This window comes from Paraburkholderia sp. SIMBA_054 (assembly GCF_046534875.1).
In the GTDB taxonomy this organism is placed as follows: Bacteria; Pseudomonadota; Gammaproteobacteria; order Burkholderiales; family Burkholderiaceae; genus Paraburkholderia; species Paraburkholderia hospita.
In genome coordinates, this window is sequence record NZ_JAWRXV010000023.1 from 118,216 (window position 1) to 142,319 (window position 24,104).

Annotated in this window: 21 protein-coding genes; 14 read left to right on the forward strand and 7 right to left on the reverse strand. The window is 65.0% G+C overall.

Annotation, left to right across the window (positions count from 1 at the left end):
- Positions 1-160: 160 nt before the first annotated feature.
- A complete protein-coding gene (locus SB822_RS26780) occupies positions 161-904 on the forward strand; it encodes an alpha/beta fold hydrolase (protein ID WP_410856054.1) in 744 nt (247 codons plus the stop codon).
- A 75-nt stretch (positions 905-979) separates the two neighbouring features.
- Here SB822_RS26780 and SB822_RS26785 read toward each other — a convergent pair whose 3' ends face one another.
- Positions 980-1,870: a LysR family transcriptional regulator gene (locus SB822_RS26785; protein ID WP_410856033.1), complete on the reverse strand. Its 891-nt coding sequence runs from the start codon at positions 1,868-1,870 to the stop codon at positions 980-982.
- Between the two features lie 301 nt (positions 1,871-2,171).
- Here SB822_RS26785 and SB822_RS26790 point away from each other — a divergent pair, with 301 nt between their 5' ends.
- On the forward strand, positions 2,172-3,110 hold the full coding sequence (locus SB822_RS26790) for an aromatic alcohol reductase (RefSeq protein ID WP_079493365.1): 939 nt from the start codon (positions 2,172-2,174) through the stop codon (positions 3,108-3,110).
- A gap of 51 nt (positions 3,111-3,161) precedes the next feature.
- Here SB822_RS26790 and SB822_RS26795 read toward each other — a convergent pair whose 3' ends face one another.
- From SB822_RS26795 to SB822_RS26805, 3 genes are read right to left on the reverse strand one after another with little or no spacing between them, the layout of a single operon-like run.
- Positions 3,162-4,511, reverse strand: a complete 1,350-nt coding sequence (locus SB822_RS26795) for an MFS transporter (RefSeq protein WP_410856034.1) — start codon at positions 4,509-4,511, stop codon at positions 3,162-3,164.
- 47 nt (positions 4,512-4,558) lie between these two features.
- Positions 4,559-5,716: a CaiB/BaiF CoA transferase family protein gene (locus tag SB822_RS26800; protein ID WP_410856035.1), complete on the reverse strand. Its 1,158-nt coding sequence runs from the start codon at positions 5,714-5,716 to the stop codon at positions 4,559-4,561.
- A gap of 45 nt (positions 5,717-5,761) precedes the next feature.
- Positions 5,762-6,571 (reverse strand): citryl-CoA lyase, encoded by an 810-nt coding sequence (locus tag SB822_RS26805; protein WP_086914700.1) that lies wholly within the window; start codon positions 6,569-6,571, stop codon positions 5,762-5,764.
- Positions 6,572-6,730: 159 nt separating this feature from the next.
- Here SB822_RS26805 and SB822_RS26810 point away from each other — a divergent pair, with 159 nt between their 5' ends.
- From SB822_RS26810 to SB822_RS26840, 7 genes are all read left to right on the forward strand, one after another.
- Entirely contained in the window at positions 6,731-7,651 is a 921-nt protein-coding gene (locus SB822_RS26810; RefSeq protein ID WP_410856036.1) for a LysR substrate-binding domain-containing protein, read from the forward strand.
- Positions 7,652-7,833: 182 nt separating this feature from the next.
- Positions 7,834-8,832, forward strand: a complete 999-nt coding sequence (locus SB822_RS26815) for a 2-keto-3-deoxygluconate permease (RefSeq protein WP_042304973.1) — start codon at positions 7,834-7,836, stop codon at positions 8,830-8,832.
- Complete coding sequence (locus tag SB822_RS26820) at positions 8,829-10,088, forward strand: four-carbon acid sugar kinase family protein (protein ID WP_410856037.1); 1,260 nt, start codon at positions 8,829-8,831, stop codon at positions 10,086-10,088. Before SB822_RS26815 ends, SB822_RS26820 begins: the two co-directional genes overlap by 4 nt.
- 39 nt (positions 10,089-10,127) lie before the next feature.
- Positions 10,128-11,126 carry a 4-hydroxythreonine-4-phosphate dehydrogenase PdxA gene (gene pdxA / locus SB822_RS26825; RefSeq protein WP_007583828.1) on the forward strand — a complete coding sequence of 333 codons (999 nt, stop codon included), beginning with the start codon at positions 10,128-10,130 and terminating at the stop codon, positions 11,124-11,126.
- Between the two features lie 109 nt (positions 11,127-11,235).
- Positions 11,236-12,003, forward strand: coding sequence for a DeoR/GlpR family DNA-binding transcription regulator (locus SB822_RS26830; protein WP_007583829.1), 768 nt, complete (start codon positions 11,236-11,238; stop codon positions 12,001-12,003).
- A gap of 189 nt (positions 12,004-12,192) precedes the next feature.
- Entirely contained in the window at positions 12,193-16,206 is a 4,014-nt protein-coding gene (locus SB822_RS26835; protein WP_410856055.1) for an ATP-binding protein, read from the forward strand.
- Between the two features lie 111 nt (positions 16,207-16,317).
- Positions 16,318-17,292 carry a cysteine synthase A gene (locus tag SB822_RS26840; RefSeq protein WP_410856038.1) on the forward strand — a complete coding sequence of 325 codons (975 nt, stop codon included), beginning with the start codon at positions 16,318-16,320 and terminating at the stop codon, positions 17,290-17,292.
- Between the two features lie 41 nt (positions 17,293-17,333).
- Here SB822_RS26840 and SB822_RS26845 read toward each other — a convergent pair whose 3' ends face one another.
- Positions 17,334-18,119: an aldolase gene (locus tag SB822_RS26845; protein ID WP_410856039.1), complete on the reverse strand. Its 786-nt coding sequence runs from the start codon at positions 18,117-18,119 to the stop codon at positions 17,334-17,336.
- A 19-nt stretch (positions 18,120-18,138) separates the two neighbouring features.
- Positions 18,139-18,843 (reverse strand): haloacid dehalogenase type II, encoded by a 705-nt coding sequence (locus SB822_RS26850; RefSeq protein WP_410856040.1) that lies wholly within the window; start codon positions 18,841-18,843, stop codon positions 18,139-18,141.
- A 116-nt stretch (positions 18,844-18,959) separates the two neighbouring features.
- Here SB822_RS26850 and SB822_RS26855 point away from each other — a divergent pair, with 116 nt between their 5' ends.
- Entirely contained in the window at positions 18,960-19,808 is an 849-nt protein-coding gene (locus SB822_RS26855) for a LysR substrate-binding domain-containing protein (protein WP_079493347.1), read from the forward strand.
- Here SB822_RS26855 and SB822_RS26860 read toward each other — a convergent pair.
- Positions 19,805-21,145, reverse strand: a complete 1,341-nt coding sequence (locus SB822_RS26860) for an LLM class flavin-dependent oxidoreductase (RefSeq protein ID WP_410856041.1) — start codon at positions 21,143-21,145, stop codon at positions 19,805-19,807. The two genes, SB822_RS26855 and SB822_RS26860, sit on opposite strands and share 4 nt — an antisense overlap.
- Here SB822_RS26860 and SB822_RS26865 point away from each other — a divergent pair.
- Genes SB822_RS26865 through SB822_RS26880 form a run of 4 tightly spaced genes read left to right on the forward strand, consistent with a single transcriptional unit; the run spans position 21,144 to position 24,092 of the window.
- Complete coding sequence (locus SB822_RS26865) at positions 21,144-21,356, forward strand: hypothetical protein (RefSeq protein ID WP_144267865.1); 213 nt, start codon at positions 21,144-21,146, stop codon at positions 21,354-21,356. The two genes, SB822_RS26860 and SB822_RS26865, sit on opposite strands and share 2 nt — an antisense overlap.
- Positions 21,357-21,400: 44 nt before the next feature.
- Positions 21,401-22,432: a taurine ABC transporter substrate-binding protein gene (tauA, locus tag SB822_RS26870; RefSeq protein WP_007749268.1), complete on the forward strand. Its 1,032-nt coding sequence runs from the start codon at positions 21,401-21,403 to the stop codon at positions 22,430-22,432.
- Entirely contained in the window at positions 22,429-23,208 is a 780-nt protein-coding gene (locus SB822_RS26875; RefSeq protein ID WP_079493344.1) for a taurine ABC transporter ATP-binding protein, read from the forward strand. The genes tauA and SB822_RS26875 overlap by 4 nt, the downstream gene beginning before the upstream one ends.
- Positions 23,208-24,092 carry an ABC transporter permease subunit gene (locus tag SB822_RS26880; protein WP_410856042.1) on the forward strand — a complete coding sequence of 295 codons (885 nt, stop codon included), beginning with the start codon at positions 23,208-23,210 and terminating at the stop codon, positions 24,090-24,092. Before SB822_RS26875 ends, SB822_RS26880 begins: the two co-directional genes overlap by 1 nt.
- Positions 24,093-24,104: the final 12 nt, after the last annotated feature.

Below are 24,104 nucleotides of genomic sequence, written 5' to 3' on the forward strand. Positions count from 1 at the left end.
GCCTCACTATACCGCGCGCGGTTTCGCGCGAGATCGGTCATTTGACCGATACCCGCGCTCATGGGCGTCTGCGAAGCTTCGTTCCATTCGATAACCCGGTTTGACACATAAGGACATCTCGCTCATGAACTCGCTTATCAGGAAGTGCATCGCCTCCGCCATGCTGGCGGGCGCCGTATTTTCGTTGCAGTCCGCGCACGCCGCGCAGCCGCAGGATCTGAAGGGCAAGAACGTCGTGCTGGTGCACGGCGCGTTCGCCGATGGATCGAGCTGGGAGAAGGTGATTCCGCTGCTCGAAGCGCGCGGCCTGCATGTGGTTGCCGTGCAGAACCCGCTCAGCTCGCTCGCGGACGACGCCGCCGCCACGAAACGCGCGATCGACGCGCAGCAGGGTCCCGTCGTGCTGGTCGGCCATTCGTGGGGCGGCGCCGTCATCACGCAGGCGGGCAATGACGACAAGGTGAAGGCCCTCGTCTACGTCGCCGCGTTCGCACCCGACAGCGGCCAGTCGATCAACGATGTTGTGAAGGGCAAGCCCGCGCCCGCATGGGCGAGCGAGCTGCAGAAGGACTCGGGCAACTTCCTGACGCTGTCGTCGAAAGCCATCGACAACGACTTCGCGCAGGACCTGAGCCCGGCGCAAAAGCGCATCGTCGCGGCGACGCAAGGCCCGTGGTTCGCCGGCTGCACCGACGACAAGATAACGGACGCGGCGTGGCACACGAAGCCTTCGTACTTCGTCGTCGCGAATCACGACCGGATGATCGATCCGCGTTTGCAGGACGCGATGGCAGGGCAGATCAAGGCCAACGTGACGCACGTCGACACGAGCCACGTGCCGATGCTCAGCAAGCCCGAAGCGGTGGCGAACGCGATCATTGCGGCGGCTGCGAAGGCGCAGTGACGACACCACGTTGTGCAAGTGCCGCGACGCGCCTGGATGCGCGCCGCGGTTTTTGTGTCAGTGCAAGAATCAGCGTCAGCGCGGAAAAATCTCCGCGATCCAGTCGACGAAGGCCTTCACAGCCGCGCTCGAATGCGATCGGTCCGGATACAGGATCGCGACGGGGACGGGCGCGCTTCTCGATTCCCGCAACACTTCCTTCAGCCGCCCCGATTCCAGATAAGGCTTCGCGACGAACTCGGATAGCTGGATGATCCCAAGTCCTTCGATCCCGCATTGCAGATACGCTTCCGTTTCGTTGACGGCGAAGCGGCTTTGCATCGTCAGCGTGACGGGTTCGCCGTTCACGTCGAAGCGCCAGTCGAGCGGACGGCCTGTCGCGTTCGAAATGTAGTTGATCGCTTCGTGCGCAGTGAGGTCGCCGACGCATACAGGCTCGCCACGCTCGCGCAGATAGCGCGGCGACGCGCAGGTGAGCCATGTCAGCGTGCCGAGTTGCCGCGCGATCAGCGTCGAATCCGCGAGCTCGCCCGTGCGGATCGCGCAGTCGATGCCGTCGAAAATCAGATCGGCAGGCCGGTCGCTCAGTCCCAGCACGAGTTCGATGTCGGGATAGCGCTGTGCGAAGTCACGCAGATTCGGCAGCACGACGGCCCGGCCGATCACACCTGGCATATCGGCTCTCACCTTGCCGCGCGGCGCGAGCGTGTCGTCCCGAAGCCCGCTTTCCGCACGATCGATTTCGGCGAGGATGGTCCGGCACGACGCGTAGTAGCGCTCGCCCGCTTCCGTGAGACTCAGGTTGCGCGTGCTTCGGCGCAGCAGCACCGTGCCGAGGTATTGCTCCAGATTCTTGATCGTCGTGGTGACGGACGAGCGCGGCATCGACAGCGTCTCGGCCGCCTTGCTGAAGCTGCGTGCGTCGACGACGCGCACGAAGGTGCTGATCGCTTGAAGTTTGTCCATGAAAGTGGTGAGCGTGCGAAGAAGCGATAACGCCGCACCCGGCGTTCGAACGCGAGCATACATCGCGTGAGACTTCGCAGCATCGAACGCGACTCAAAAACCGTGCGTTCGCCGCGCACGCGTTGTGAATTCAAGCGCGACGAACAATGACAGACACGTGCCGACCTAGACTTCGATCAACGCAGCCGCGCTTTGGGCACAATGCCCGGCGGCGCGATGCGATCGAATCCTTCATGCAACGAAACCGCACAGAAGGCCATTCACTGCATCGTTTTCGATGCCATGAAAAGGGTAACGCGTCATGACGCAACAACGTATTCTCATTCTGGGCGCAGGCGAACTGGGCATGTCCGTGCTGCGCAATCTCGCACGACGGGCCGGGTCCTCGGCACTGAGCATTAGCGTGCTGCTTCGCCCATCGACGATTCAATCCATCGACGCCTTCAAGCAACGCGAAATCGACGAATTGCGCGCGCTCGGCATCGAGCCCATTCCCGGCGACCTCGCGGCCGATTCCGTCGACACGCTCGCTGCGCTTTTCAAAAGATTCGATACCGTCGTGTCGTGCACCGGGTTCGTCGGCGGCAAGGGCGTGCAACTGAAGATCGCGCGCGCCGCGTTGAATGCGGGCGTGCCGCGCTTCTTCCCGTGGCAGTTCGGCGTCGACTATGACGTGATCGGCCGGGGCAGCGCGCAGGATCTGTTCGACGAGCAGCTCGACGTGCGCGACCTGTTGCGCGCGCAATCGCGCACGGATTGGGTCATCGTGTCGACGGGTATGTTTACCAGCTTTCTGTTCGAGCCGTCGTTTGGCGTGGTGGAGTTCGAAAGCGGTATCGTGCGGGCGCTGGGCGGCTGGGACAATGCCGTCACGGTCACGACGGCCGAAGATATCGGTGCATTGACGACGGAGATCCTTTTGGCCGAGCCATGCATCAGTCGTCGCGTCGTGCATGTCGCGGGCGAGACGATCGGCTATGGGCAACTCGCCGACAAGCTGGACGCGTTCACGGGCCGCACGTTTGAACGTGTGGAGTGGACCGTGCCGCAGCTAAAGCGGGAACTGGCGCTCGATCCTGACAATGGCCTGAAGAAGTATCGCGTGGTGTTTGCGGAAGGCAAGGGCGTGGCGTGGGATGAGAAGCAGACCTTCAACGCGCAGCGCGGGATTGCCGTCGAGAATGTCGGCCAGTGGATGCGGCGCAACCTGAGTGTGAGTGAAACTACGCTGGCAGGGTAACGGCAGGCGGCAGCGGCCAATCAGAAACCCGATCGACCGCTGCCTTCAAGCTCAACGCTTCATATTGCGCATCGCTACCGCAATCACGACCGCACCGCACACAAGCACAGCGGCAGCCAGATACGAGCCCGCGCTGATATCGTGCGTCGCCGCCGTCAATGCGCCGATAGCCGTCGGCGCGCTCAAACTGCCGAGCTGCCCGATGCTCGAAATCAGCGCAATCGAACCCGCCGACGCCGTGCCCGACAGAAACGTCGCCGGTATCGTCCAGAAGATTGCCGTACAAGACAGATAACCGATCGCGACAAGCGCCAACCCAGCGATTGCCGGCGTGAACGATGCGTGCGCCGTGCCAAGCAGGACCGCGCCCGCAGCCGACACCAGCGCACACCCCGCGAAATGCAGCCGCCGTTCTTTGGTCGCATCCGAGTGCCGGCTCGCGAGCAACATGCCGATTGCGCCGATCAGATACGGAATCGCCGACACGAGCCCGATATGCCACGGGTTCGCGACGCCCGCCTGCCGGATCACGGACGGCGCCCAGAAGTTCAGCACGCTGCCCGCCCACGTGATCGTGAAATAGCCGAACGCGCACACATACACGCGCCAGTTCTTCAACGCCGCGCCGAAGTGATCGATGCGATGTTCGCTTCCATGGCCTTCGCCTTGCAGCTCGCGAGCGACGATGGCCTTTTCCTCAGGCGTTAGCCACTTCGCGGTTGCCGCGGAGTCAGGCAGATACCAGAGCGCGACCAGACCGACCAGCACAGGCGGAATCCCTTCGAGCAGAAAGAGCCATTGCCATGCGTGCAGCGTGTGCCAACCATCGGCATTGCTGAGAATCCATCCGGAAACGGGACCACCTGTGATGCCCGCCACGGCGATGCCAAGCACGAAAGCGGACAGCACCTTCGCACGATGACGATCCGGAAACCACGACGTGAGGTAATAGACGATGCCAGGAAAGAAGCCCGCTTCGGCAATGCCGAGCGCAATACGCGCGATATAGAACTGCGTCGGATTGCGCACGAACATCATCGACACCGACACGAGACCCCACAGCACCATGATTCGCGCGATCGTCCGGCGCGGGCCGATGCGGCGCAACAGCAGATTGCTCGGCACCTCGAACAGCACATAGCCGATGTAGAACACACCGACGCCCAGTCCATATGACGCTTCCGTCAAGCCAAGGTCCGCGCGGAACTGCAGATGCGCGAAGCTGATATTGACGCGGTCGATGTAGTTGAGCACGTAGCAGAGAAACAGAAACGGAATCAGCCGCCGCGCGATGCGTCCGAACAGCTTCTCCGTATCCACCTGCACACTGTCGCTCTTCATCGATTCGGATGGCGGGCCGTCGAGGCCGCTGCGCGCCAGCGCACCGTTGGTCGTTTCCATTACGAGGTCTCCAATATAGTCGTCATTTGATATGTCGGCCGTGCTGCCTACGCGGCTTCGCTCTGCTTCAACGCGCTACGCAACGGTGCGAGCAGTTCGGCGTTGTGCTCGCCGAGCGTCGGCGGCGCGATCACGTCGGTCGTGCGCTCGCCGTCGAAAGAAACAGGCGACCGCACCGTGCGAAAACGTCCCATCTCCGGATGCGATGTTTCGACCAGCAATTCGAGGTGCTTCGCCTGCGGATCGTCGAGCGCTTCGCTGGCGTCGTACATCGGCGCGTGCGGCACGTCGTTCGCTTCGAGCCGCGCGCACCAGTCGGCGCGGTTACGCTGCGCGAATGCCGCGCCGAGCAGATCGATCAACGCTTCCTGATTCGCGATGCGACCTGCGCGGTCAGCAAAGCGCGGGTCTTGCAGCAAAGTCGGTTGTTCGATGGCGTCCGCGAGACCCAGCCAGAATTTTTCTGGCGACGACATATGCAACGCCAGCCATTTGCCGTCCGCGCACTTCATCACGTACGACTGCGACACGCTCGGACGGCTGTATGGGCCCATCAGCTCATCGGCCGAATAGTAGTGGGTGAACGCGTCGAGATTGAAGTGGCTCATTGCTTCGAGCATCGACACTTCGACCTTGCGTCCGACGCCCGTCCGGTTGCGTTCATGCAGCGCGCCGAGAATGCCATACGCCGCGTAGAAGCCCGTCAGCGAATCGGCAATCGCGGGACCGACCACGCGCGGATTCTCGGGATTGATCAGCAGGCCGAGAAATCCGCTGGCCGCCTGCGCGACGGTGTCGTACGCGGGCCGCGCCGCTGCCGGGCCGGTCTGACCGAAGCCGCTGATCGCGCAGTAGATCAGACGCGGATTGATCTCGCGCAAACGCTCGTAGCCCGCGTTCATGCGATCCGCCGCGCCGGGCCGGAAGTTCTGGATATACACGTCGGCGTCGCGGATGAGGGCGTCGAACAGCGCGAGATCGTCGGCGTCTTTCGTATTCAGCGTGACGCTGCGCTTGTTGCGGTTGTAAGTCTGATAGTGCGGGCTATAGAAGCCGCCCTTGAACGCGCGGAACGGATCGCCCGTGCCCGGCTGCTCGATCTTGACGACGTCGGCGCCCAGATCGCCTAGCAGCATGCCGGCCGCTGGCCCCGTGATAAAGGTGCCTTGCTCGAGCACCCGGACGCCTTCGAGAACTTTGGTCATGCAACAACTCCAGAGATGCGCTGCGAAATGATGTGAGCGGAACGATCAGATACCGGGCTGAAAGCCTTCGGGCGTTTCGCCGTCGTACACCACTTCACGCGTGGCCTGATACGACAGGGCGAAGCCGATCGAATGCGCCAGTTCTTCCGTCAGATGCCCGATCAGTCCGGCCGTGCGCGCGAGAATCGGCACGCCCTTGAGCGCGGCAAGCGGAAAACCGACGCCCAGCAGCACGGCAGGAATCGCCGCCGACACGTTGAGCATCAGCGCCTTGCCGAACACATCCGGCAACACGGATTCGATCGCTTCCGCGATGCGTACATAGGTCATATCCGCGCCGCTGCGTTCGGCGACGGCGAACAGCGCGTCGACGCGCGGGTCGCGCTCTTTATGCAGCGGATGGCCGTAGCCCGGCACGGGGCGTTTGTCCGCGCGATAACGCGTGATCACCGTGAAAGCCGCCTCGGACAGATCGCCGCCCGTTTGCGCCGCGCACTGCCGCACTTCGTCGAGCAGCTTTCCACAGGACTCGGACGCGCCGAGTATCACCGAGCCGCAACCGAGAATCCCGGCGGCCACGGCGCCTTGCAGCGCGTCGGGCGCGGCGGCGAGCGTCATGCGGCTCGCCTGCACGCTCGGCACGAGTCCGTGCTCCGCGATCGCGACGAGCGTCGCGTCGAGCACGGCGCTGGCGGCCGGGCTGGGCGTGTGTCCCGTGACGAGCAGGAAGAAGTAGTCGGTGAACGAGATCTTGCCGATCAGTTCGTTCGCGAGGTCGCGTCCTCGCACGACGATGGTGTGCGTATTCGAGGTCGAGATCGACGTACGCGGAATGGTCTCTTTGCCGATTTTCATGGGTGCTTCGCGGGTCCGTTGAGCATCGCGTCGAGGTCTCCTCTCGCTGCGATCGTTGATGGCGAGGCCAGTGTAAGGCAGGCAATCTATCGATAAAAATGGTATTTTTCGCTGATTATCTATCGATGCGATCGATTCAAACGCGACCCACGAGAACCCATGGAACTACGACATCTGCGCTACTTCGCGGCCCTCGCGGAGCAATTGAGCTTCACCGTCGCCGCGCAAAAGGTCCACGTCACGCAATCGACGCTGTCGCATCAGATCCGCCAGCTCGAAGAGGAACTCGGCTGCCGGCTGTTCGAGCGTGAAGGCCGGCGCGTGACGATGACGGAAGCGGGCGAGCTGTTTCTGGAGCGCGTGCGCAATGCGCTGCGCGAAGTCGACGAAGGCGTGTCGACCGTGCGCGATGCCGCCGAGGAAATGACGGGCGTCGTGCGCATCGGCGCGACGCACACGTTCAACCTGCACATCATTCCGCGCTGCGTGTCGCTGTTTCTGGACCGGCATCCGTCCGTGCGCGTCGACGTGCTCGAAATGACGGGCGACGGCATCGCGCAGGCGCTGCTGCGCGGCGACCTCGATATCGGCGTGACGTACAAGCCGAACGACGCGTTGCCGCTGCGTTTCGAGCCGCTCTACACCGAGGAGATGATGCTCGCCGTCGGGCTGCGGCATCCGTTCGCGAAGCGGCGCTTCGTGCGCGTGTCGGAGCTTCATCTGCAACGCATGGTGCTGTTGCCGCGCAGTTTTTCCACGCGCGTGCTGCTCGACGAATCGTTCCGGATGGCGAATGCGGCGCCCGTCGTCGTCGCGGAAATGAACGCCATCGCGCCGATGATCGAACTGGTCAGAGAGACCGACATCGCGACGATCGTGTCGACGCATGCGCTGCGGCGCGAGGACGTGAAATTGATTCCGCTCGAAAGTCCGACGCCCGTGCGTTCGCCCGGTTTGCTGTGGCGCAGGGACGAGGCGCGCACGCCCGCGGCCCGCTCGTTTGCGTCGATCGTGCGCAGCGTGAGCGACAGCGAGAGCCGCGACACGCGGCGCAATACGGTGCGTGCCGCGCGCCGGTAATGGGCGAGGTCGTGGGCATTGAGCGCGCCGTCCGCGAAATGATCGTTTTGCGCAAATGCATGATCGGTTTGCGCAATCCAATCAAACGGTCTACACTCCAAACTGATCGATTTGATCGAATGATGACTGTTTCAATCAAAATCGCGGATAGACGCGGCGCTTAATAAAGCCAGGAGACTCGCATGGTTCAGATTCCCATCAAACGCTCGATCGAGCGCATCCCCGGCGGCATGATGATCGTGCCGCTGCTCATCGGCTCGCTGGTGGCGACGTTCCTGCCCGGCATGCCGAAGTTCTTCGGATCGTTCACGAATGCGCTGTTCACGGGCGCGCTGCCTATCCTTGCCGTGTTCTACGTCTGCATGGGCGCGAGTATCGACGTGAAGGCGACGCCGTATCTGATGAAGAAGGGCGGCGCGCTGCTCGTGACGAAGGTTGGGGCGGCGGTGATCGTCGGTGTGATTCTCGGCCATGTACTTGGCGAGCATCCCGTGTCGTCGGGGCTGTTCGCGGGCATCTCGACGCTTGCCGTGGTCGCCGCGATGAACGACACCAACGGCGGTCTCTACATGGCGCTGATGGGCCAGTATGGCCGCTCGGAAGACGTCGGCGCGTACACGTTGATGTCGCTCGAATCGGGTCCGTTCCTGACCATGGTGACGCTCGGCGTCGCGGGTCTGTCGGCGTTCCCGTGGCAAACGCTGGTCGGCAGCATCCTGCCGCTCGCGCTCGGCATGCTGCTCGGCAATCTGGACCGCGAAATGCGCGACTTTCTCGCGAAGGCCGTGCCCGTGATGATTCCGTTCTTCGCGCTGGCGCTCGGCGCGGGCCTCGATCTGCACAAGGTCTGGCAGGCCGGGTTGCTCGGCATTGGTCTCGGCATCGCGGTGGTGATCGTGACGGGCATTCCGCTGTACTTCGCGGATCGCCTGACGGGCGGCACGGGCGTGGCCGGTGTGGCGGCAGCCAATACGGCGGGCAACGCAGCGGCTGTGCCAGCGCTCGTCGCGGCGGCGAACCCGGTGTACAACGAAGCGGCGCAGAGCGCGACACTGCTGGTCGCCGCATGCGTGGTGGTCACGGCGATCCTGTCGCCGATCCTGACCGCGCAGGTGGCCAAGCGCTATCAGCAGCGCCAGGAAGGCGCGCGCACGAAGAATCGCGAAGGGCTGGCACGATGAAGATTCTGATTCTCGCGGACGACCTGTCGGGCGCCGCGGACTGCGCGATCGGTTTCGCGAGCGCGGGCCATCGCACGGTCGTCACGCTGGAGGCGACGCGCACACCCGCGCATGACGGCGCGGACACGATCGCTGTCGATACCGACACGCGCCGTCTCACGCCTCACGACGCAGCGGCGCGCACGTCGGCGGCCTATGCCGAGATGAGCGCGCGCGACCAGCGGCTCTACAAGAAAATCGATTCGACGCTGCGCGGCAACTGGGCAGCGGAAGTCGCGGGCCTGCAGGCGCTCGCGGGCATGGCGATCGTCGCACCCGCGTTTCCGGCGACGGGACGCACGGTGCGCGACGGCCGCGTGTTCGTGCACGGCGAGCCGCTCGAACAGACGGCGACATGGAAGCTGGAGCATGCGGGTGTTACCGCCGGCATCGCGGCGCAACTCGAAGCGGCGGGTCTGACCACGGACCGGCTCGACGCCGAAGCACTCGCCGACGAACCCGAAACGCTGGCCGTGTGCATTGGCGCGATGGCGGCGAACGGCGTGCAGGCGCTGATCGTCGATACGCAAAGCGAGAAGGCATTGCGCGCGCTCGCTCGCGCCACGCTGCAAAGTGAGGCGGCGTTCTTCTGGGTCGGATCGGGCGGGCTTGCGCGCGAGATCGCGGCGCTGATTCCGCGCGACGACGCTGATGAGCGTAAGTCCGACAGCAACGCGTTCCCCGGCGGCCCGATCCTGATTCTGGTGGGCAGCCTGTCGGCCGTCAGCGAGCGTCAATGCGCAATGCTGCGCGAGCGCGGCGGCGTCGAAGAACTGATCGTGCCGCCCGTCGTGCTGCGCGAAGGCGAGCGCCATCGCGACTGGCGCGCGTGGCAGGACCAGGTCGGCGTGTCGCTAAAGGCGGGTGTCGATCTGTTGCTGCGCATTGGCCGCGACGACGCGTTCGATCCCGCCGAAGGCGCACAACTGTCGGCGGCGCTGGCGGCGCTGGTCGATCCGCACTTCACGAAAACGGGCGGCCTGATCGCGACGGGCGGCGAGACCGCGCGCGCGATGCTGGCGGCCGCACGCATCGGCAATCTGCAATTGCTGGCCGAAGTCGAAGCGGGCGTCGCGGTCGCAAGGCCGCTCGACGCGACCCGAACGCATTGTCCCGGCGTCGTGACGAAGGCGGGCGCATTCGGCACCGATCACGCGCTGTACGCCGCATGGCTGACCCTGCGCAACGAAACCGAGCGCGACGTCGTTTCGCACTGACGTCCGCGAATGAATAGCAAGTACCCACGAGATCACATCATGAGCAACTACCTTCCCGTAATCGGCATCACGATGGGCGATGCAACAGGCGTCGGCGCGGAAGTCGTCGTCAAGAGCCTCGCACACGCGTCGGTCTACGCGCAATGCCGTCCGCTCGTGATTGGCGACGCGAAGCGCCTTGAGCGCGCGAACCAGATTGTCGGCGGGACGATGACGATTCGCCGCATCGAAGACGCATCCGATGCACGCTACGAGCAGGGCACGATCGACTGCATCGACCTCGGTTTGATTCCCGATGACCTGCCGTTCGGCGAGCTGTCGGCACTGGCGGGCGACGCCGCGTATCAGTACATCAAGCGCGCCGTCGAACTCGCGCAGGCGGGCAAGATCGACGCGATCTGCACGGCGCCGCTGAACAAGGAAGCGTTGCATGCGGGCGGCCACAAGTATCCGGGCCACACGGAAATGCTCGCGCATCTGACGGGTGTCGACGAAGTGTCGATGATGCTCGTCGCGCCGCAACTGCGCGTGATTCACGTGACGACGCACATCGGCATCATCGACGCGATCCGCAAGATCGAGCCGGGCCTCGTGCAGCGGACCATTGAACGCGGCAACGCGACGCTCGTGAAGGCGGGCATTGAACATCCGCGCATCGGCGTGTGCGGCATCAATCCGCATGCGGGCGAAAACGGCCTGTTCGGCTATGGCGAAGAAGAAGAGAAGATCATTCCCGCCGTGAAGCTGCTGCAGGAACGCGGCCTCGATGTCACGGGCCCGCTGCCCGCCGACACGCTGTTCTTCCGCGCGGGCCGCGGCGACTTCGATCTGGTGGTCGCGATGTATCACGACCAGGGCCACGGCCCGGTGAAGGTGCTCGGCCTGGAAGCGGGCGTGAACGTGACGGTGGGACTCGAAGTGATCCGCACGTCGGTGGATCACGGCACCGCGTTCGATATCGCGGGCAAGGGTATCGTCGACGAAGGCAGCATGCTCGAAGCGCTGCGCCAGGGCGCGGAACTGGCGACGCGCCGCTGAGCGCGGAAGGCGGCGAGCCGGCGCAGCAGCAACGCCGCACGCGCCCGCCGTCGAATGGGCGCAAAGGGGCTGGTGTAAGATCGAGCCCCATTCCCGGACTCACGCAGACGTGAAAAAAACGACCGACCGTCATCAGGCGATTCTCGAACTCGTACGCACGCGCGATGCCAACGTCGAGGCGTTGTGCGCCACGCTGGGCGTGTCGGAAGCGACGATCCGCCGTGATCTGACGGCGCTCGCGAAGCAGAAGCGCCTCGTGCGCACCTACGGCGGCGCGACCGCGCGGGTCGGCGTGCACGAGCCGGAGGCGTCGCTCGAAGAACGCAAGTCGGCGCAGCGCGAGCAAAAGGAAGTCATCGCGCAGGCGGCCGCCTTGCACGTGCTCGACGGCGACACGGTGCTGCTCGACGGTGGCACGACCTGCGCCCAGCTCGCGTGGCATCTGTCGACGCGCGAAGACCTGCATGTGGTCACCAACAATCTGCTCGCGGTCACGGCGCTCGCCAATGCGCCAGGCGTGCGGCTCACGCTGATCGGCGGCGAGCTGCGCGGCTCCAGCATGAGCACGCTCGGGCCGCTCGCGGAACTCATCCTCAGCCGTTTGACCGTCGACCGCGCGTTTCTCGGCGCGGACGGCGTGGTCGCGGGGTTCGGGCTGTGCGAAGCATCGGCACAGCAGGCGTATCTGAAGGAGTGCATCGTGTCACGCGCCGCCGAAATCATCGTGCTCGCCGATTCCGACAAGCTGGGCCGCGCGCGCCAGCAACACTGGACGCCGCTGCAGCGCGACTGGCGGCTCATCACCTCGGCGCTGGCCGACGAAGCGCTGCTCGCGCCGTTTCGCGCGCTCGATGAAGTGATCGTCGAGCTGGCCTGAGCGAGTTTTCGCGGGAGTTCGTTGCGCGCCACCCGGTGTGACCAATAAGCGCCACGAACAGTCTGAAGGGGCACTATCATGGATTCAGCGACCTGACCCCGGTGCCCGTCTGCGCTGGTGGTCGTTTCCCTGACAGCCATGAAAAGCATCCGCAATCGCTGCCTCACACTGTGCCGGATTTTATGCGTGATGCTTGCGGTGGCATCGACCGATGCCACCGCGCAGGCGCAATCTCACCCGCACAAGCCTGCAAGTCTCACATTGGGCGTCCCGGAAGGCGGCTGGCCGCCGCTTATGATCGTCAACAACGGTCAGGTGTCCGGCGCCGCGTTCGATATCCTCAAATCCGTTCTCGACCCTTCCGCGCAACTGCGGGTGCGGGTGTTTCCTGACTATGCTTCGTTGAGCGCGGCAGCTTGCGCCGGCTCCCTCGACATCGTGTTCGCCGTGCAGAAGCCCATCGAGGCAAGGCGCTGCCTGATCCTGTCCGAGCCTTACTACGATTCCGACGTCGTCGTGGTCGGGCGCGCATCGGATGCCGCCCGCGACGGCGAGCCGCCACGCCTCGCCGGCAAGCGCATTGCCGCAGAGGCAGGCTCGTACATCGAGCAGGTATCGCACGAGCGCTACCCCGACTCCGTCTTCGTGCGCGCACACAGTCCGCAGGAGGGCTTGCGCGATGTACTGCGCAAGGAGGCAGACGTCTACATCACGTTTCTGCCCGTCGCCGACTACCTGTTGTTGCAGCCGGAGTTCGCCGGGCTGGCGGAACTGAATCGTTATCGCGAAACGGAAAGCGGCGTGCGCTTCGGCTTTGCCCGCACGCAACAGGCGTTGCGCGACGGTGTCGACGAACGGCTGAACGCACTGCCCGAGTATGCCCGGCAGCGCATCCTGAGCCGCTGGATGACCACCGGGCCGATTCAAGCGGAGTCGTCCGCGCCGTTTCAACTGAGCGACGAGGAGCGCGCGTGGCTGCGCTCGCTGCCGCCGCTGGGCGTGGGCGTGGACAGCGGGCTGCCGCCGTACAGTTACGTCGACGACAGCGGGCAGACGCATGGCATGGCGCAGGACTATCTGCGCTATCTGGCGAACCGGCTGGGGATCAGTTTCGTACGTCGGCCCGAGCCGGGCTTCGCCGCCACCGTGGATGCCCTGCAAGCGGGAACGCTGGATCTGGTCGCCGTCGCCATTCTTCACGACCCAGCATTGCGCGGTACTCCGGTGTCGCGCCCGTACGCGACGTTTCCGGTTGTTGCCGTCGGCCGTAACGATGCGCCTGCTCTTGGCCAGTTACGCGATCTGAACGGCAAGCGCGTCGCCGTCACCGACGGCGGCGGTCTGCGCTGGCTGGTGACGGGCGCAGCGCCGCAGGCACGCATCGTCGTCGTGCCGGATGTCGGGACGGGCATGAACGCGGTCGCCGAAGGCAAGGCCGATGTCTACGTGGACGATCTGGCCACGGTTCACTACATGCTGCAGCGCATGCATGGCGACAATCTGCGCATCATCGGCTCCGGGGGCCGTTCGCTGCAGACGGGCTTTGCCGTCTCGCCGAAGCTGGCGGCCCGGCTGATGCCGCTCATCGACCGCGCGCTCGCGGCGTTGCCGGACACCGAGCGGCTCTCGATCCAGAACCGCTACTTCGGCGCGAACTACGAACTGGGGCCGTCGTGGAAAGATATCGCACTGAGGTTCGCGCCCGTGGCGCTCGCGCTGCTGGCCGTGATCGCGGTGCTGTGGCGCTCGCGCCGCGTGCTGCGCAAGGAGGCGCGCGAACGCCGGGAAGCAGAGCTGCGGCTGATCGACGTGACCAGCCAGTTGCCGGCGACAGCGTTCCAGTATCGACAGGCTAGAAACGGCGACTCCCGGGTCATCTGGCTAAGCGGCAATACCGTCGAAATGTTCGGCAAGACCAGCGCTGAGCTGCAAGCCATTCCGGGATCGGTGCTCGCAGCGGTTCATCCTGAGGACCGCGCCGCTCTTCTGACCGAGGCGTACAAGGCCGAGCAGACGCTGGCGACCGTGAGCCGCGAACTTCGCGTGCAGCGCCGCGGCGCCTTCCGGTGGACGCGGTTGCACGCCGTGCCGCATCGGGTCGAGCACGACGATCTCGTCTGGACCGGCTACTGGAGCGACGCCGAAGAACAGCATCAGCATGCCGTCGCGCTTGGCGAGGCGCGCGATGCGGCGCAGCAGGCGTCGCGCGCGAAGAGCGAGTTTCTCGCGGCGATGAGCCATGAAATACGCACGCCGATGAGCGCCGTGATAGGACTGATCGAACTGCTAGCACACAGCAACCTGCGCCCCGACCAGGCGGTCAAGGTGAAGCTGATCTCGCAGGCGGCCGAATCGCTGTTGCAGATCCTCAACGACATTCTGGACTACTCGAAGATCGAAGCCGGCAAGATCGCGCTGGAGCGGGCACCCGTCGATATCCGCGATCTGTGCACGAGCACGTTCTCGCTGTTCTTCTGGCGCGCACAGGAGAAGCGGCTGAAGCTGGCGCTGTGCATCGACGCGGCGATTGCGCCCGTGGTGTGGAGCGACGGCGTGCGGCTACGGCAGATTCTCTTCAACCTGCTCAGCAACGCGATCAAGTTCACTACGGAAGGCAGCATCCGGCTCGACGTCGAACTCGCGGGCGAAACAGACGGCAAGCAAACCATCGTCTGGCGCGTGAGCGACACGGGAATCGGCATCAGCCAGGATCAGCGGGCGCGCCTCTTTCAGCCGTTCGTGCAGGCCGAAGCCTCGACGACGCGCCGCTATGGCGGTACAGGTCTCGGCTTGACGATCTCGCGGCGGCTGGTGGCCATGCTCGGCGGCACCATCGGCATGGAAGGCGAAGTGGGGCGCGGCACCGAGGTCGAGTTCCGCCTGCCGCTGGAAGTGAACCAGCGTGAGTTTCAAAGCTATCCGCTGGCGGGCGTCACCGTCGGTCTTCGTGTTCGCGATGCGTCTGTGCTGCGCAGCCTGACGCAAGCGTTGCGCACTTTCGGCGGCACGGTGGCGATTCTCGATCCGAATGCAGCGCTTTCCCCGGACGGCTTGCCAGCGGAGTGCCGGCTGATCATCGACGACCAGCTGACAGCGGAAAGTCCGTCAGCGGACCAGCCTCTCACGCAAGCCCAGCAGAAGCCCGCAGTTCAAATGCAGGTGGGCGGCGTCCCCGTCGTTCCGACGACCGCGACCATCAAGACGGGCGGATATGTCCGCATGGGGGACCTCTGCTATCTGTGCGTCTATCCCGTCACGCTCGAGGGCGTGGCTGCCGTATGCAATGCCGTCTTGCACGGGGACGCCGAACTGGGACTGGAATCCGCGGCGTCGGCGCTCACACCGGCTGCGCCGCGCAGCCGCGCCGATGCGCTGCGCGATCATGCGCTGATCCTGATCGCCGAAGACAACGGGATCAACCGGCATCTGCTGCGGCAGCAACTGGAACTGCTCGGCTGCACGTGCGACACCGTCGAAGATGGTATGCAGGCGCTGAAGGCGATGGCGTCGGCGGACTATGCGCTGCTGATCACCGACTGTCACATGCCCGAGATGGACGGCTACACGCTGGCAACCCGCGTGCGCGAACGGACGGATGACGCGCGGCGCATGTCCATCGTCGGATTGACGGCGAGCGTGGGGCGGGAAGAACGCGAAGAGTGTCTCGCCGCCGGCATGGACGAATGCCTGTACAAGCCGGCCAAGCTCAGCGATCTGCTTGCGTGCCTCACCCGGTTCGCGCCGCAGTGCCTGCAGGGGCACAGCGCGCCCGCGAGCGACGGACGGCCCGTGCCGCAGGTGGACGCGCCGCGCGCCACGCCTCATGTGGCTGAACCTGCCGCCGTACTTGCCGCAGCGACGGAACCAGGCGAACTGCCCGATCTCGACTGGGACGCGATCAATCAGAATTTCGGCAGCACCGGGCGCGACGAGAAGCTGATCGAAATCATCGTCCAGACCATGACGACTGACGCCGACGAACTCGAAGGCATGCTCGGCGAGGCCGAGCCGGCTGTCCTGCGGCAGTGGATTCATCGCGTCGACGGCGCGGCTTCCGTGCTCAGGTACGAACCGCTGAAGCATGCGCTGCAGACGTTCCGTGCGAGCGTCCTGACGGGCGACAGGACGCTCTACATTGCATCGGGCGAGCAGATGCTGCACAAGCTGCGGCAGATCACCGATCACGTCGCGCGTCAGGTGTAGCAGCGATCGCAGCCCGCCTGGTGTGTCGATCGCGTTGTCAGGCGCGGCGCACTATCCTTCGACATGTGGCAGCCGCATTTGCTGCCGGTCATCTGAAACGAGGGGGCGGACATGCGCGTATGCAAAGGATTCATCGGCTGCATCGGCGACACGCCGCTCATCAGGCTCGCGGCGCTCAGCGCCGAAACCGGCTGCGAGATACTCGGCAAGGCGGAGTTCATGAATCCGGGCGGCTCGGTGAAAGACCGCGCCGCGCTCTACATCGTCCAGGACGCCGAACGGCGCGGCGCGCTCAAGCCGGGCGGAACGGTTGTCGAAGGCACGGCGGGCAATACGGGGATCGGACTCGCGCATATCTGCGCGGCGCGCGGCTACCGCTGCGTGATCGTGATTCCCGACACGCAGTCGCCCGCGAAAATGGAACTGCTGCGCGTGCTTGGCGCGGAAGTGCGGCCCGTGCCCGCCGCGCCGTACAAGGACCCGAACAACTACCAGAAGGTCGCGGGCCGTCTCGCGCAGGAACTGGACAACGCGATCTGGGCCAATCAGTTCGACAACGTCGTCAACCGTCAGGCGCACTACGAGACCACCGGCCCCGAAATCTGGCGCGACACGGCGGGTACGGTCGACGCGTTCGTCTGCGCGACGGGCACGGGCGGCACCCTCGCGGGCGTCAGCCGCTTCCTGAAGGAAAAGAATCCGAACGTGCGGATCGTGCTCGCCGATCCGCATGGCAGCGGCCTTTTCAGCTACGTCAAAACGGGCGAGATCAAGGTCGAAGGCAGCTCGATCACCGAGGGCATCGGCTCCAGCCGGGTTACGGCCAACCTCGAAGGCACGGCGATCGACGACGCGTTCAGCATCGACGATCAGACCTGCGTGTCGATGGTGTATCGCCTGCTGCGTGAAGAGGGACTGTACGTTGGCGGATCGACGGGAATCAACGTGGCCGCGGCCGTCGCGCTCGCCCAGCAGATGGGACCGGGCCATACGATCGTCACGCCGTTGTGCGATCGCGGCGAACTGTATCGCGCGCGCCTGTTCAATCCGGAGTGGCTCAAGGACAAGGGGCTGGTGGCGGCGTGAAAGACGCCATGCGGGCCACGGTCGATAGACGCGTTACCGGATCACTTCTCGAAGCGGTTGCCTGCGTCGCGCAGACGCCTGATGCCGCTGTCGAGGTGTGCTCGCGCGCTTTCCTTGTCGCCCAGCCGCATCTGCTCATACGCGCGCTGCGCGATGTCGTGCGGTACGGGCTTGAGCGGCCGGTTGCTCTGCATCGCCTTGAGTTGCACTTCGGCGGCGCGCTCCAGGTAGTACAGATCGTCCCAGGCTTCGGCGATGCTCGCGCCCGCCACCATCACGCCGTGGTTCTTCAGGAACAGGATGTCCGCGTCGCCCATTGCAGCCGCGATGCGGTCGCCTTCGGATGTATCGAGCGCGAGGCCGTTGTAGTGCTCGTCGACGGCCGTGCGGCCGTAGAACTTCAGCGCGGTTTGCCCGAGCCACAACAGCGGCGGTCCTTCGATGAGGCACAGCGCGGTCGCGTTCGGCATATGCGTGTGAAACGCGGCCTTCACGCGCGGCATGGCCCGATGCAACTGCGCATGAATGTAGAACGCCGTCGCTTCCGGGCTGCCGTCACCCTCGATCACGTTGCCGTCGAAATCGCAGATCAGCAGGCGCGATGCCGTGACTTCCGAAAACGCGAAGCCATACGGATTGACGAAGAACAGATCGTCATGTCCCGGCACGACGGCGGAAAAATGATTGCACACGCCTTCTTCGAGGCCATGCTGGGCGGCAAGCTGAAAACACGCGGCCAGTTCGATGCGGGCCGCGCGCACCGCGTCGGAATCGAGCGCGGCGCGACGCGAGACCGCAGAGGTATTGACGTTGAGCGTATGAGCCATTACAGGTCCTTTGCGCGTTTCACCAGCCGAGCGACGCGAACAGCGGCGGCACCTTGTCGAGCGTCGCGAGCGTGGCGTCGGGCGTGTAGTCGGGCAGGCGCTGGCGGCCCGTGCCGCGGTCTATCCACACGCAGCGAAAGCCGATATCGCGCGCCGCTGCGTGATCCAGATGCGGGCTTGCGCAGATATGCACCACCTCGTCGAGCGATACGCCGAGCTGTTCGTGAGCATAGTCGAAAAGCCGCCGGTTGGGTTTGTATGCGCCTGCCTGCTGCGCGGTAATCACGCGGTCGATATAGCCGCCGAGCTGCGCGACGTTGCCGGCGATCACGTCGTCGTCGGTATTCGACACGATGCACAGCTGGTAGCCCGCTTCCTTCAGCGTGCGCAGCGTATCCGTCACTTCGGGGAAGGGCAGCATCGCGGAGATGCGGCTGGTCAGCAGGCGGATGTCGTTGTCGTCGGCGTGCAGATCGAATTCTTCGAGCGCGATGCGCAGCGCGTGGCCCGCGACTTCGCGGAACGAGCGGTGCGGCGGAGTCTGTTCCAGCGCGTGCTCGTGCCTGTCGTAGACGGCGATGAACTCGCGCGGATCGATGGCGGCGGCGTGCTTGCCGGCGAGGATCGCCGTGACGGCCTCCAACAGCCCTTCGTCCCATTGAATCAGCGTGCCGTAGCAATCGAAGGTCAGCCACGACGGGCGCGGTGAGTTTTCAAGTGACATGTGTGACTCCTTTCCGGTGACGTCGATATGGAACACAGACTATGCCTCGCGCCGCATATTGGGAAATTAAATTAAAATGGCATGCTTAGTGGAATCGTAAATATGAGGCGCCCGTCATGCTCGATCTCGAACTTCTGAAGACGCTGGTGTGCGTCGTCGACGAAGGCAGCTTTACACGGGCCGGCGACCGCGTGCACCGCACCCAGTCGACGGTCAGCCAGCAGGTGCGGCGCCTCGAAGAACTGGTCGGCCGTACGCTGCTGATGCGCGACCGCACGGGCAACCAGGTGACGGCGACGGAGCACGGCGAACTGCTCACGCAGTATGCGCGCCGCCTGATCGCGCTGTCGCAGGAGGCACAGGACGCGCTCGCGAGCGACGTCTGGCGCACGCCGATCCGCATCGGCGTGCCGGAAGACTTCGACGCGAAGCGCATGGCGTCGATCTTGTCGGGCTTCGTCAAGGCGCGGCCCGAAGCGCGGCTCGAAACCGTCGCGGGCATGAGTTCCGATCTGCACCGCAAGCTGTCGGGCGGCGAGATCGAGATCGCGCTCGTCAAACGCGAGCCGGGCAGCGGGCCGTGTCTCGCGTCGTGGCCCGAATCGCTCGTGTGGGTGCGCGGGCGCATGATCGAAGTGCCTCCCGAGGATGGCGAGCCGATTCCGCTGGCGCTGTTTCCGCAAGGCTGCGTGTACCGCAAGCGCGCGATCCGCAGCCTCGATCATTCGCAGCGAAGCTGGCGCGTCGCGTTCGGCAGCCATAGCCTGACGGGTATTCAGGCGGCCGTTGCTTCCGGCCTCGGCATCACGGTGCTGCCGACCACGGCCGTGCTGCCCGAGCATAGCGTGTGCTTCGACCTGCCGCGTTTGCCGCCCACGGAGCTCGCGCTCATCGGCGCGGGCGGCGCGATGAACGCGGTGCAATCGGCGCTGGTGGATTTCCTGCGCGAAGCGGTGGCGGTCTAGTCGCCTCTGCGCCGCGCGAAGAAACGGTTTTCCGGGCGAGGCAAGCCGAGATGGTCGCGCAGCGTCGTGCCTTCGTACGCGCGCCGGAAAATGCCGCGCCGTTGCAGTTCGGGCACGACTTTATCGGCGAAATCGTCGAGGCCGCCTGGCAGATACGGGAACATCACGTTGAATCCATCCGAGCCGCGCTCGACTAGCCATTGCTCCATCTGATCGGCGATCGTCGCGGGCGTGCCGACCATTTCCAGCCCCGAATAGCCGCCGATCCGCTGTGCAAGCTGGCGGATGGTCAACTGGTCGCGACGCGCCCAATCGACGACACGTTGCCGCGAACTCTTGCTGGCGTTGCTCTCGGGAATTTCGGGTAGCAACGAATCGGGGTCGAGCTGCGACACGTCATGGCCGAGCGCGATCGACAGCGACGCGATACCGCTGTCGTAGTGCACGAAGGTATCGAGTAGCGCGCGCTTTTCGCGTGCTTCATCGACGGTATCGCCGACCACCACAAACGCGCCCGGCAGTATCTTCAGATGATCCGGGTCGCGGCCCGCGCGCTCGACACGGCTTTTCACATCGGCGTAGAAGCGCTGGCCTTCGGCGAGCGAGGGCGGCGCGGTGAATACGGCGTCGGCCGTTTCGGCGGCGATCTGGCGTCCCGCTTCCGACGATCCCGCCTGCACGACGACGGGCCAGCCCTGCACCGGCCGCGCGATGTTCAACGGCCCGCGCACCGACAGATGCTCGCCTTTGTGGCCGAGCACATGCATCCGCTCGGTGTCGACAAAGACGCCGCTTTCGACGTCGCGGACAAACGCGTCATCGGCCCAGCTATCCCACAGGCCCGTGACGACGTCGTAGAACTCGCGCGCGCGGTGATAGCGCTCGCCGTGCTCGACATGGGCTTCGAGGCCGAAGTTCAGCGCCGCATCGGGATTGGCCGTGGTCACGAGATTCCAGCCGGCGCGTCCGCCGCTCAGATGATCGAGCGAAGCGAAACGGCGCGCGACGTGATACGGCTCGTCGAAGGTCGTCGACGAAGTTGCGATCAAGCCGATACGCTCCGTCACCGACGACAGCGCGGCGAGCAGCGTCAACGGCTCGAACGATGTCACCGTGTGGCTGCGCCTGAGCGCGGCGGGCGGCATGTTGAGCACGGCTAGGTGATCGGCCATGAAGAACGCGTCGAAGCACGCGCGTTCGAGCGTCTGCACGAAGCGCTTCAGATGCGCGATGTTGAAGTTTGCGTCGGGAAAAGCGCCGGGAAAGCGCCATGCGCCCGTATGCAGGCTGACGGGACGCATGAAAGCGCCGAGATGCAACTGACGGGATCGGGTCATGATGGAAGCCCTTGCCGAAAAGGTAAGCGGATTGCGAAGCGTGCGCGAAATACGATACGACAAGCGCGCAAATCCGGCTGGCCGACTGCACAAACCGTTCTGTGCAGCGATATCAGCGGCATCCGCTGTTTCCGCATGGAAAGCAAAGCTGCAACGGCGTGATTTGCTACGCACGAAACATTCGAACGACGGCGGCGAGAAGTGCCTATAGTCGGAAGCCTCATGCAGTTTCCATAACCAGCACGCAACCTTCCGATGAACCACACTCTCTCCTTCCTGCGCCGCGCGTTGCACGCCGCCGCGTTCGTCGTGGCGTCGGCCGCGATTGTCTCGCCCGCCCACGCGGAAACCCGTGAAGTCGTGATCGGCTATCAGGACATGGTCGTGCCGTGGCGCTACGCCCAGGTCACGGGCGCCGTCGAAAAAGCCACCGGTTACAAGGTCACGTACCGCAAGCTCGGCAGCGGCGCGGACGTGATCCGCGCGCTCGCGTCGGGCTCCATCCAGCTCGGCGAAGCGGGCTCCAGCCCGATCGCGGCGGGGCTGTCCCAGGGCGTGGACCTGTCGCTGTTCTGGATTCTCGACAACATCAACGACGCCGAAGCGCTCGTCGCGCGTGACGGCTCGGGCGTGACGAAACTCACCGACCTGAAGGGCAAGACGATCGGTCTGCCGTTCGTGTCGACGTCGCACTTCCATGCGCTCGTCGCGTTGCAGCAGGCGGGCGTCGATCCGTCGACGGTGAAGATCCTGAACCTGCGTCCGCCCGAGGTCGCGGCTGCATGGCAGCGCGGCAACATCGACGCGACGTACATCTGGGACCCGGTGCTCGCGAAGGTCAAGCAGAACGGCAAGGTGCTGATCACGTCGGGTGAAGTCGCGAAGGAATCGGGCAAGGCGACGTTCGACGGCTTCGTCGCCGCGCGCCAGTTCGAGCGCGACAACGCCGCGTTCATGACGGGCCTCGTCAAGGTGCTGGCCGACACGGATGCGCAGTATCGCGATCACAAGGCGGCATGGACGCCCGCTTCGAAGGAAGTGCAGGCCGTCGCGCAGGAGTCGGGCGCAACGCCCGCCGACGTGCCCGCAAGCCTCGCGCTGTACGCGTTCCCGACGCCGGCGGAACAGGCGTCGCCGACCTGGCTCGGCGGCGGCAAGCAGTCGGGCGCGGCGGCATCGCTGGCGGCGACGGCGGCGTTCCTGAAAACACAAGGCACGATCCAGAACGTCCTGCCCGACTACTCGGGCGCCGTGAATCCTCGCTTCGCGCAACAGGCCGCGCGATGAGCGCGCTGGAAATCCGCGGCGTCGGCGTGACCTATGACGGTGCGGATGAGCCCGCGCTCGCGGGCGTCGATCTGCGCGTCGACAGCGGTGAATTCGTCGTTGCATTGGGCGCGTCGGGTTGCGGCAAGACCACGCTGCTCAATTGCATTGCGGGTTTCGTCGATCCCACGGAAGGCGAGGTGAGCCTGAACGGCGCGCCGATCGAAGGACCGGGCGCGGAGCGCGGCGTCGTGTTTCAGAAGCATGCGTTGATGCCGTGGCTCAACGTGCTCGACAACGTCGCGCTCGGGCTTCGCTTTCGCGGCGTCGCGCGCGACGAGCGGCACGAGATCGCGCGACGCACGCTGGCGCTCGTCGGGCTGGAGCGGCATGCGAACGCGAAGGTATACGCGCTGTCGGGCGGCATGCAGCAGCGCGTGGGCATCGCCCGCGCGTTGGCGAGCGATCCGCAAGTGTTGTTGATGGACGAGCCGATGGGCGCGCTCGATGCGCTCACGCGCGAGACGGTTCAGGAACTCGTGCTCGACGTGTGGTCGCGCACGCAAAAGACGGTGTTCTTCATCACGCACAGCGTCGAAGAGGCGCTATTTCTCGCGACCCGTCTCGTGCTGATGACGCCTGGCCCGGGACGCGTCGCGGAAGTGCATGAGTTGCCGTTTGCGCGCGAATACCTGGCGTCGCGCGACGCGCGCGCGGTGAAGTCGTCGGCGGCCTTTATCGAGTGGCGCGAGCGTTTGACGCGCCGCTTGCATGAGACGGTGCGGGAGGCCGCCTGATGAACTCGATCGATTCTTCGCGACACGACGCGACAGGCCGCCTGCGTGCGGCACGTCGCGGCGACGCCGACGCGGCACGCACACGTAAGCGAAAGGCCAATCGCGGCATACCCGGCGAAGGCCCGACCGCCGCGCTCAGCACGCTGTGCGTCGCGGCCTTGCTGCTACTGTGGTGGGCCTCGTCGCATTTCGGCTGGGTGCCGCCGCTGTTTCTGCCATCGCCGGACGCCGTCTGGCGCGCATTCGCCGATGCGTGGAACGGCCGCATTCAGGGCGGACTGCCGTTGTCGGAACACTTGATGTGGAGCGCGATCCGCGTGTTCGGCGCGTTTGCGCTCGCATGCGTGACGGCCGTGCCGATCGGCGTGTTGATGGGCGTGAGCCGCGTCGCGCGCGGTCTGCTCGATCCGCCTATCGAGTTCTACCGGCCGCTGCCTCCACTCGCGTATCTGCCGCTCGTGGTGATCTGGTTCGGCATCGATGAAACGGCGAAGCTCATCGTCATCTGGCTGGCCTGCTTCGCGCCCATTGCAATGGCCGCGCGCGCGGGCGTGCGCAGCGCGACCGTCGAGCAGATCAACGCCGCCTGGTCGCTCGGCGCGAACTTCAGGCAGGTCGTACTGCACGTCGTGTTGCCCGCTGCGTTGCCGGAAATCCTCACGGGGCTGCGCATTGCGATCGGCTTCGGCTGGACCACGCTCGTCGCCGCCGAGATGGTCGCGGCGACGGCAGGCCTCGGACAGATGGTGCTCAATGCGTCGAGCTTCTTGCGCACCGATGTCGTCGTGATGGGCATCGTGCTGATCGGCGCGATTGCGTGGCTGTTCGATCTCGGGATGCGCGCGCTGGAGCGCAAGCTCGTGCCGTGGAAGGGCAAGCAGTAGCGCGCTGGCGGC

Coding starts and splice junctions, on each gene's coding strand:
- SB822_RS26875 (WP_079493344.1), top strand. CDS start 22,429: ATGAGCGCGCTGGAAATCCGCGGCGTCGGCGTGACCTATGACGGTGCG.
- SB822_RS26850 (WP_410856040.1), bottom strand. CDS start 18,843: ATGTCACTTGAAAACTCACCGCGCCCGTCGTGGCTGACCTTCGATTGC.
- SB822_RS26795 (WP_410856034.1), bottom strand. CDS start 4,511: ATGGAAACGACCAACGGTGCGCTGGCGCGCAGCGGCCTCGACGGCCCG.
- SB822_RS26815 (WP_042304973.1), top strand. CDS start 7,834: ATGGTTCAGATTCCCATCAAACGCTCGATCGAGCGCATCCCCGGCGGC.
- SB822_RS26785 (WP_410856033.1), bottom strand. CDS start 1,870: ATGGACAAACTTCAAGCGATCAGCACCTTCGTGCGCGTCGTCGACGCA.
- SB822_RS26880 (WP_410856042.1), top strand. CDS start 23,208: ATGAACTCGATCGATTCTTCGCGACACGACGCGACAGGCCGCCTGCGT.
- SB822_RS26845 (WP_410856039.1), bottom strand. CDS start 18,119: ATGGCTCATACGCTCAACGTCAATACCTCTGCGGTCTCGCGTCGCGCC.
- SB822_RS26800 (WP_410856035.1), bottom strand. CDS start 5,716: ATGACCAAAGTTCTCGAAGGCGTCCGGGTGCTCGAGCAAGGCACCTTT.
- SB822_RS26810 (WP_410856036.1), top strand. CDS start 6,731: ATGGAACTACGACATCTGCGCTACTTCGCGGCCCTCGCGGAGCAATTG.
- SB822_RS26840 (WP_410856038.1), top strand. CDS start 16,318: ATGCGCGTATGCAAAGGATTCATCGGCTGCATCGGCGACACGCCGCTC.
- SB822_RS26790 (WP_079493365.1), top strand. CDS start 2,172: ATGACGCAACAACGTATTCTCATTCTGGGCGCAGGCGAACTGGGCATG.
- SB822_RS26805 (WP_086914700.1), bottom strand. CDS start 6,571: ATGAAAATCGGCAAAGAGACCATTCCGCGTACGTCGATCTCGACCTCG.
- SB822_RS26820 (WP_410856037.1), top strand. CDS start 8,829: ATGAAGATTCTGATTCTCGCGGACGACCTGTCGGGCGCCGCGGACTGC.
- SB822_RS26780 (WP_410856054.1), top strand. CDS start 161: ATGCTGGCGGGCGCCGTATTTTCGTTGCAGTCCGCGCACGCCGCGCAG.
- SB822_RS26865 (WP_144267865.1), top strand. CDS start 21,144: ATGATGGAAGCCCTTGCCGAAAAGGTAAGCGGATTGCGAAGCGTGCGC.
- SB822_RS26855 (WP_079493347.1), top strand. CDS start 18,960: ATGCTCGATCTCGAACTTCTGAAGACGCTGGTGTGCGTCGTCGACGAA.
- SB822_RS26835 (WP_410856055.1), top strand. CDS start 12,193: ATGCTTGCGGTGGCATCGACCGATGCCACCGCGCAGGCGCAATCTCAC.
- SB822_RS26860 (WP_410856041.1), bottom strand. CDS start 21,145: ATGACCCGATCCCGTCAGTTGCATCTCGGCGCTTTCATGCGTCCCGTC.
- pdxA (WP_007583828.1), top strand. CDS start 10,128: ATGAGCAACTACCTTCCCGTAATCGGCATCACGATGGGCGATGCAACA.
- tauA (WP_007749268.1), top strand. CDS start 21,401: ATGAACCACACTCTCTCCTTCCTGCGCCGCGCGTTGCACGCCGCCGCG.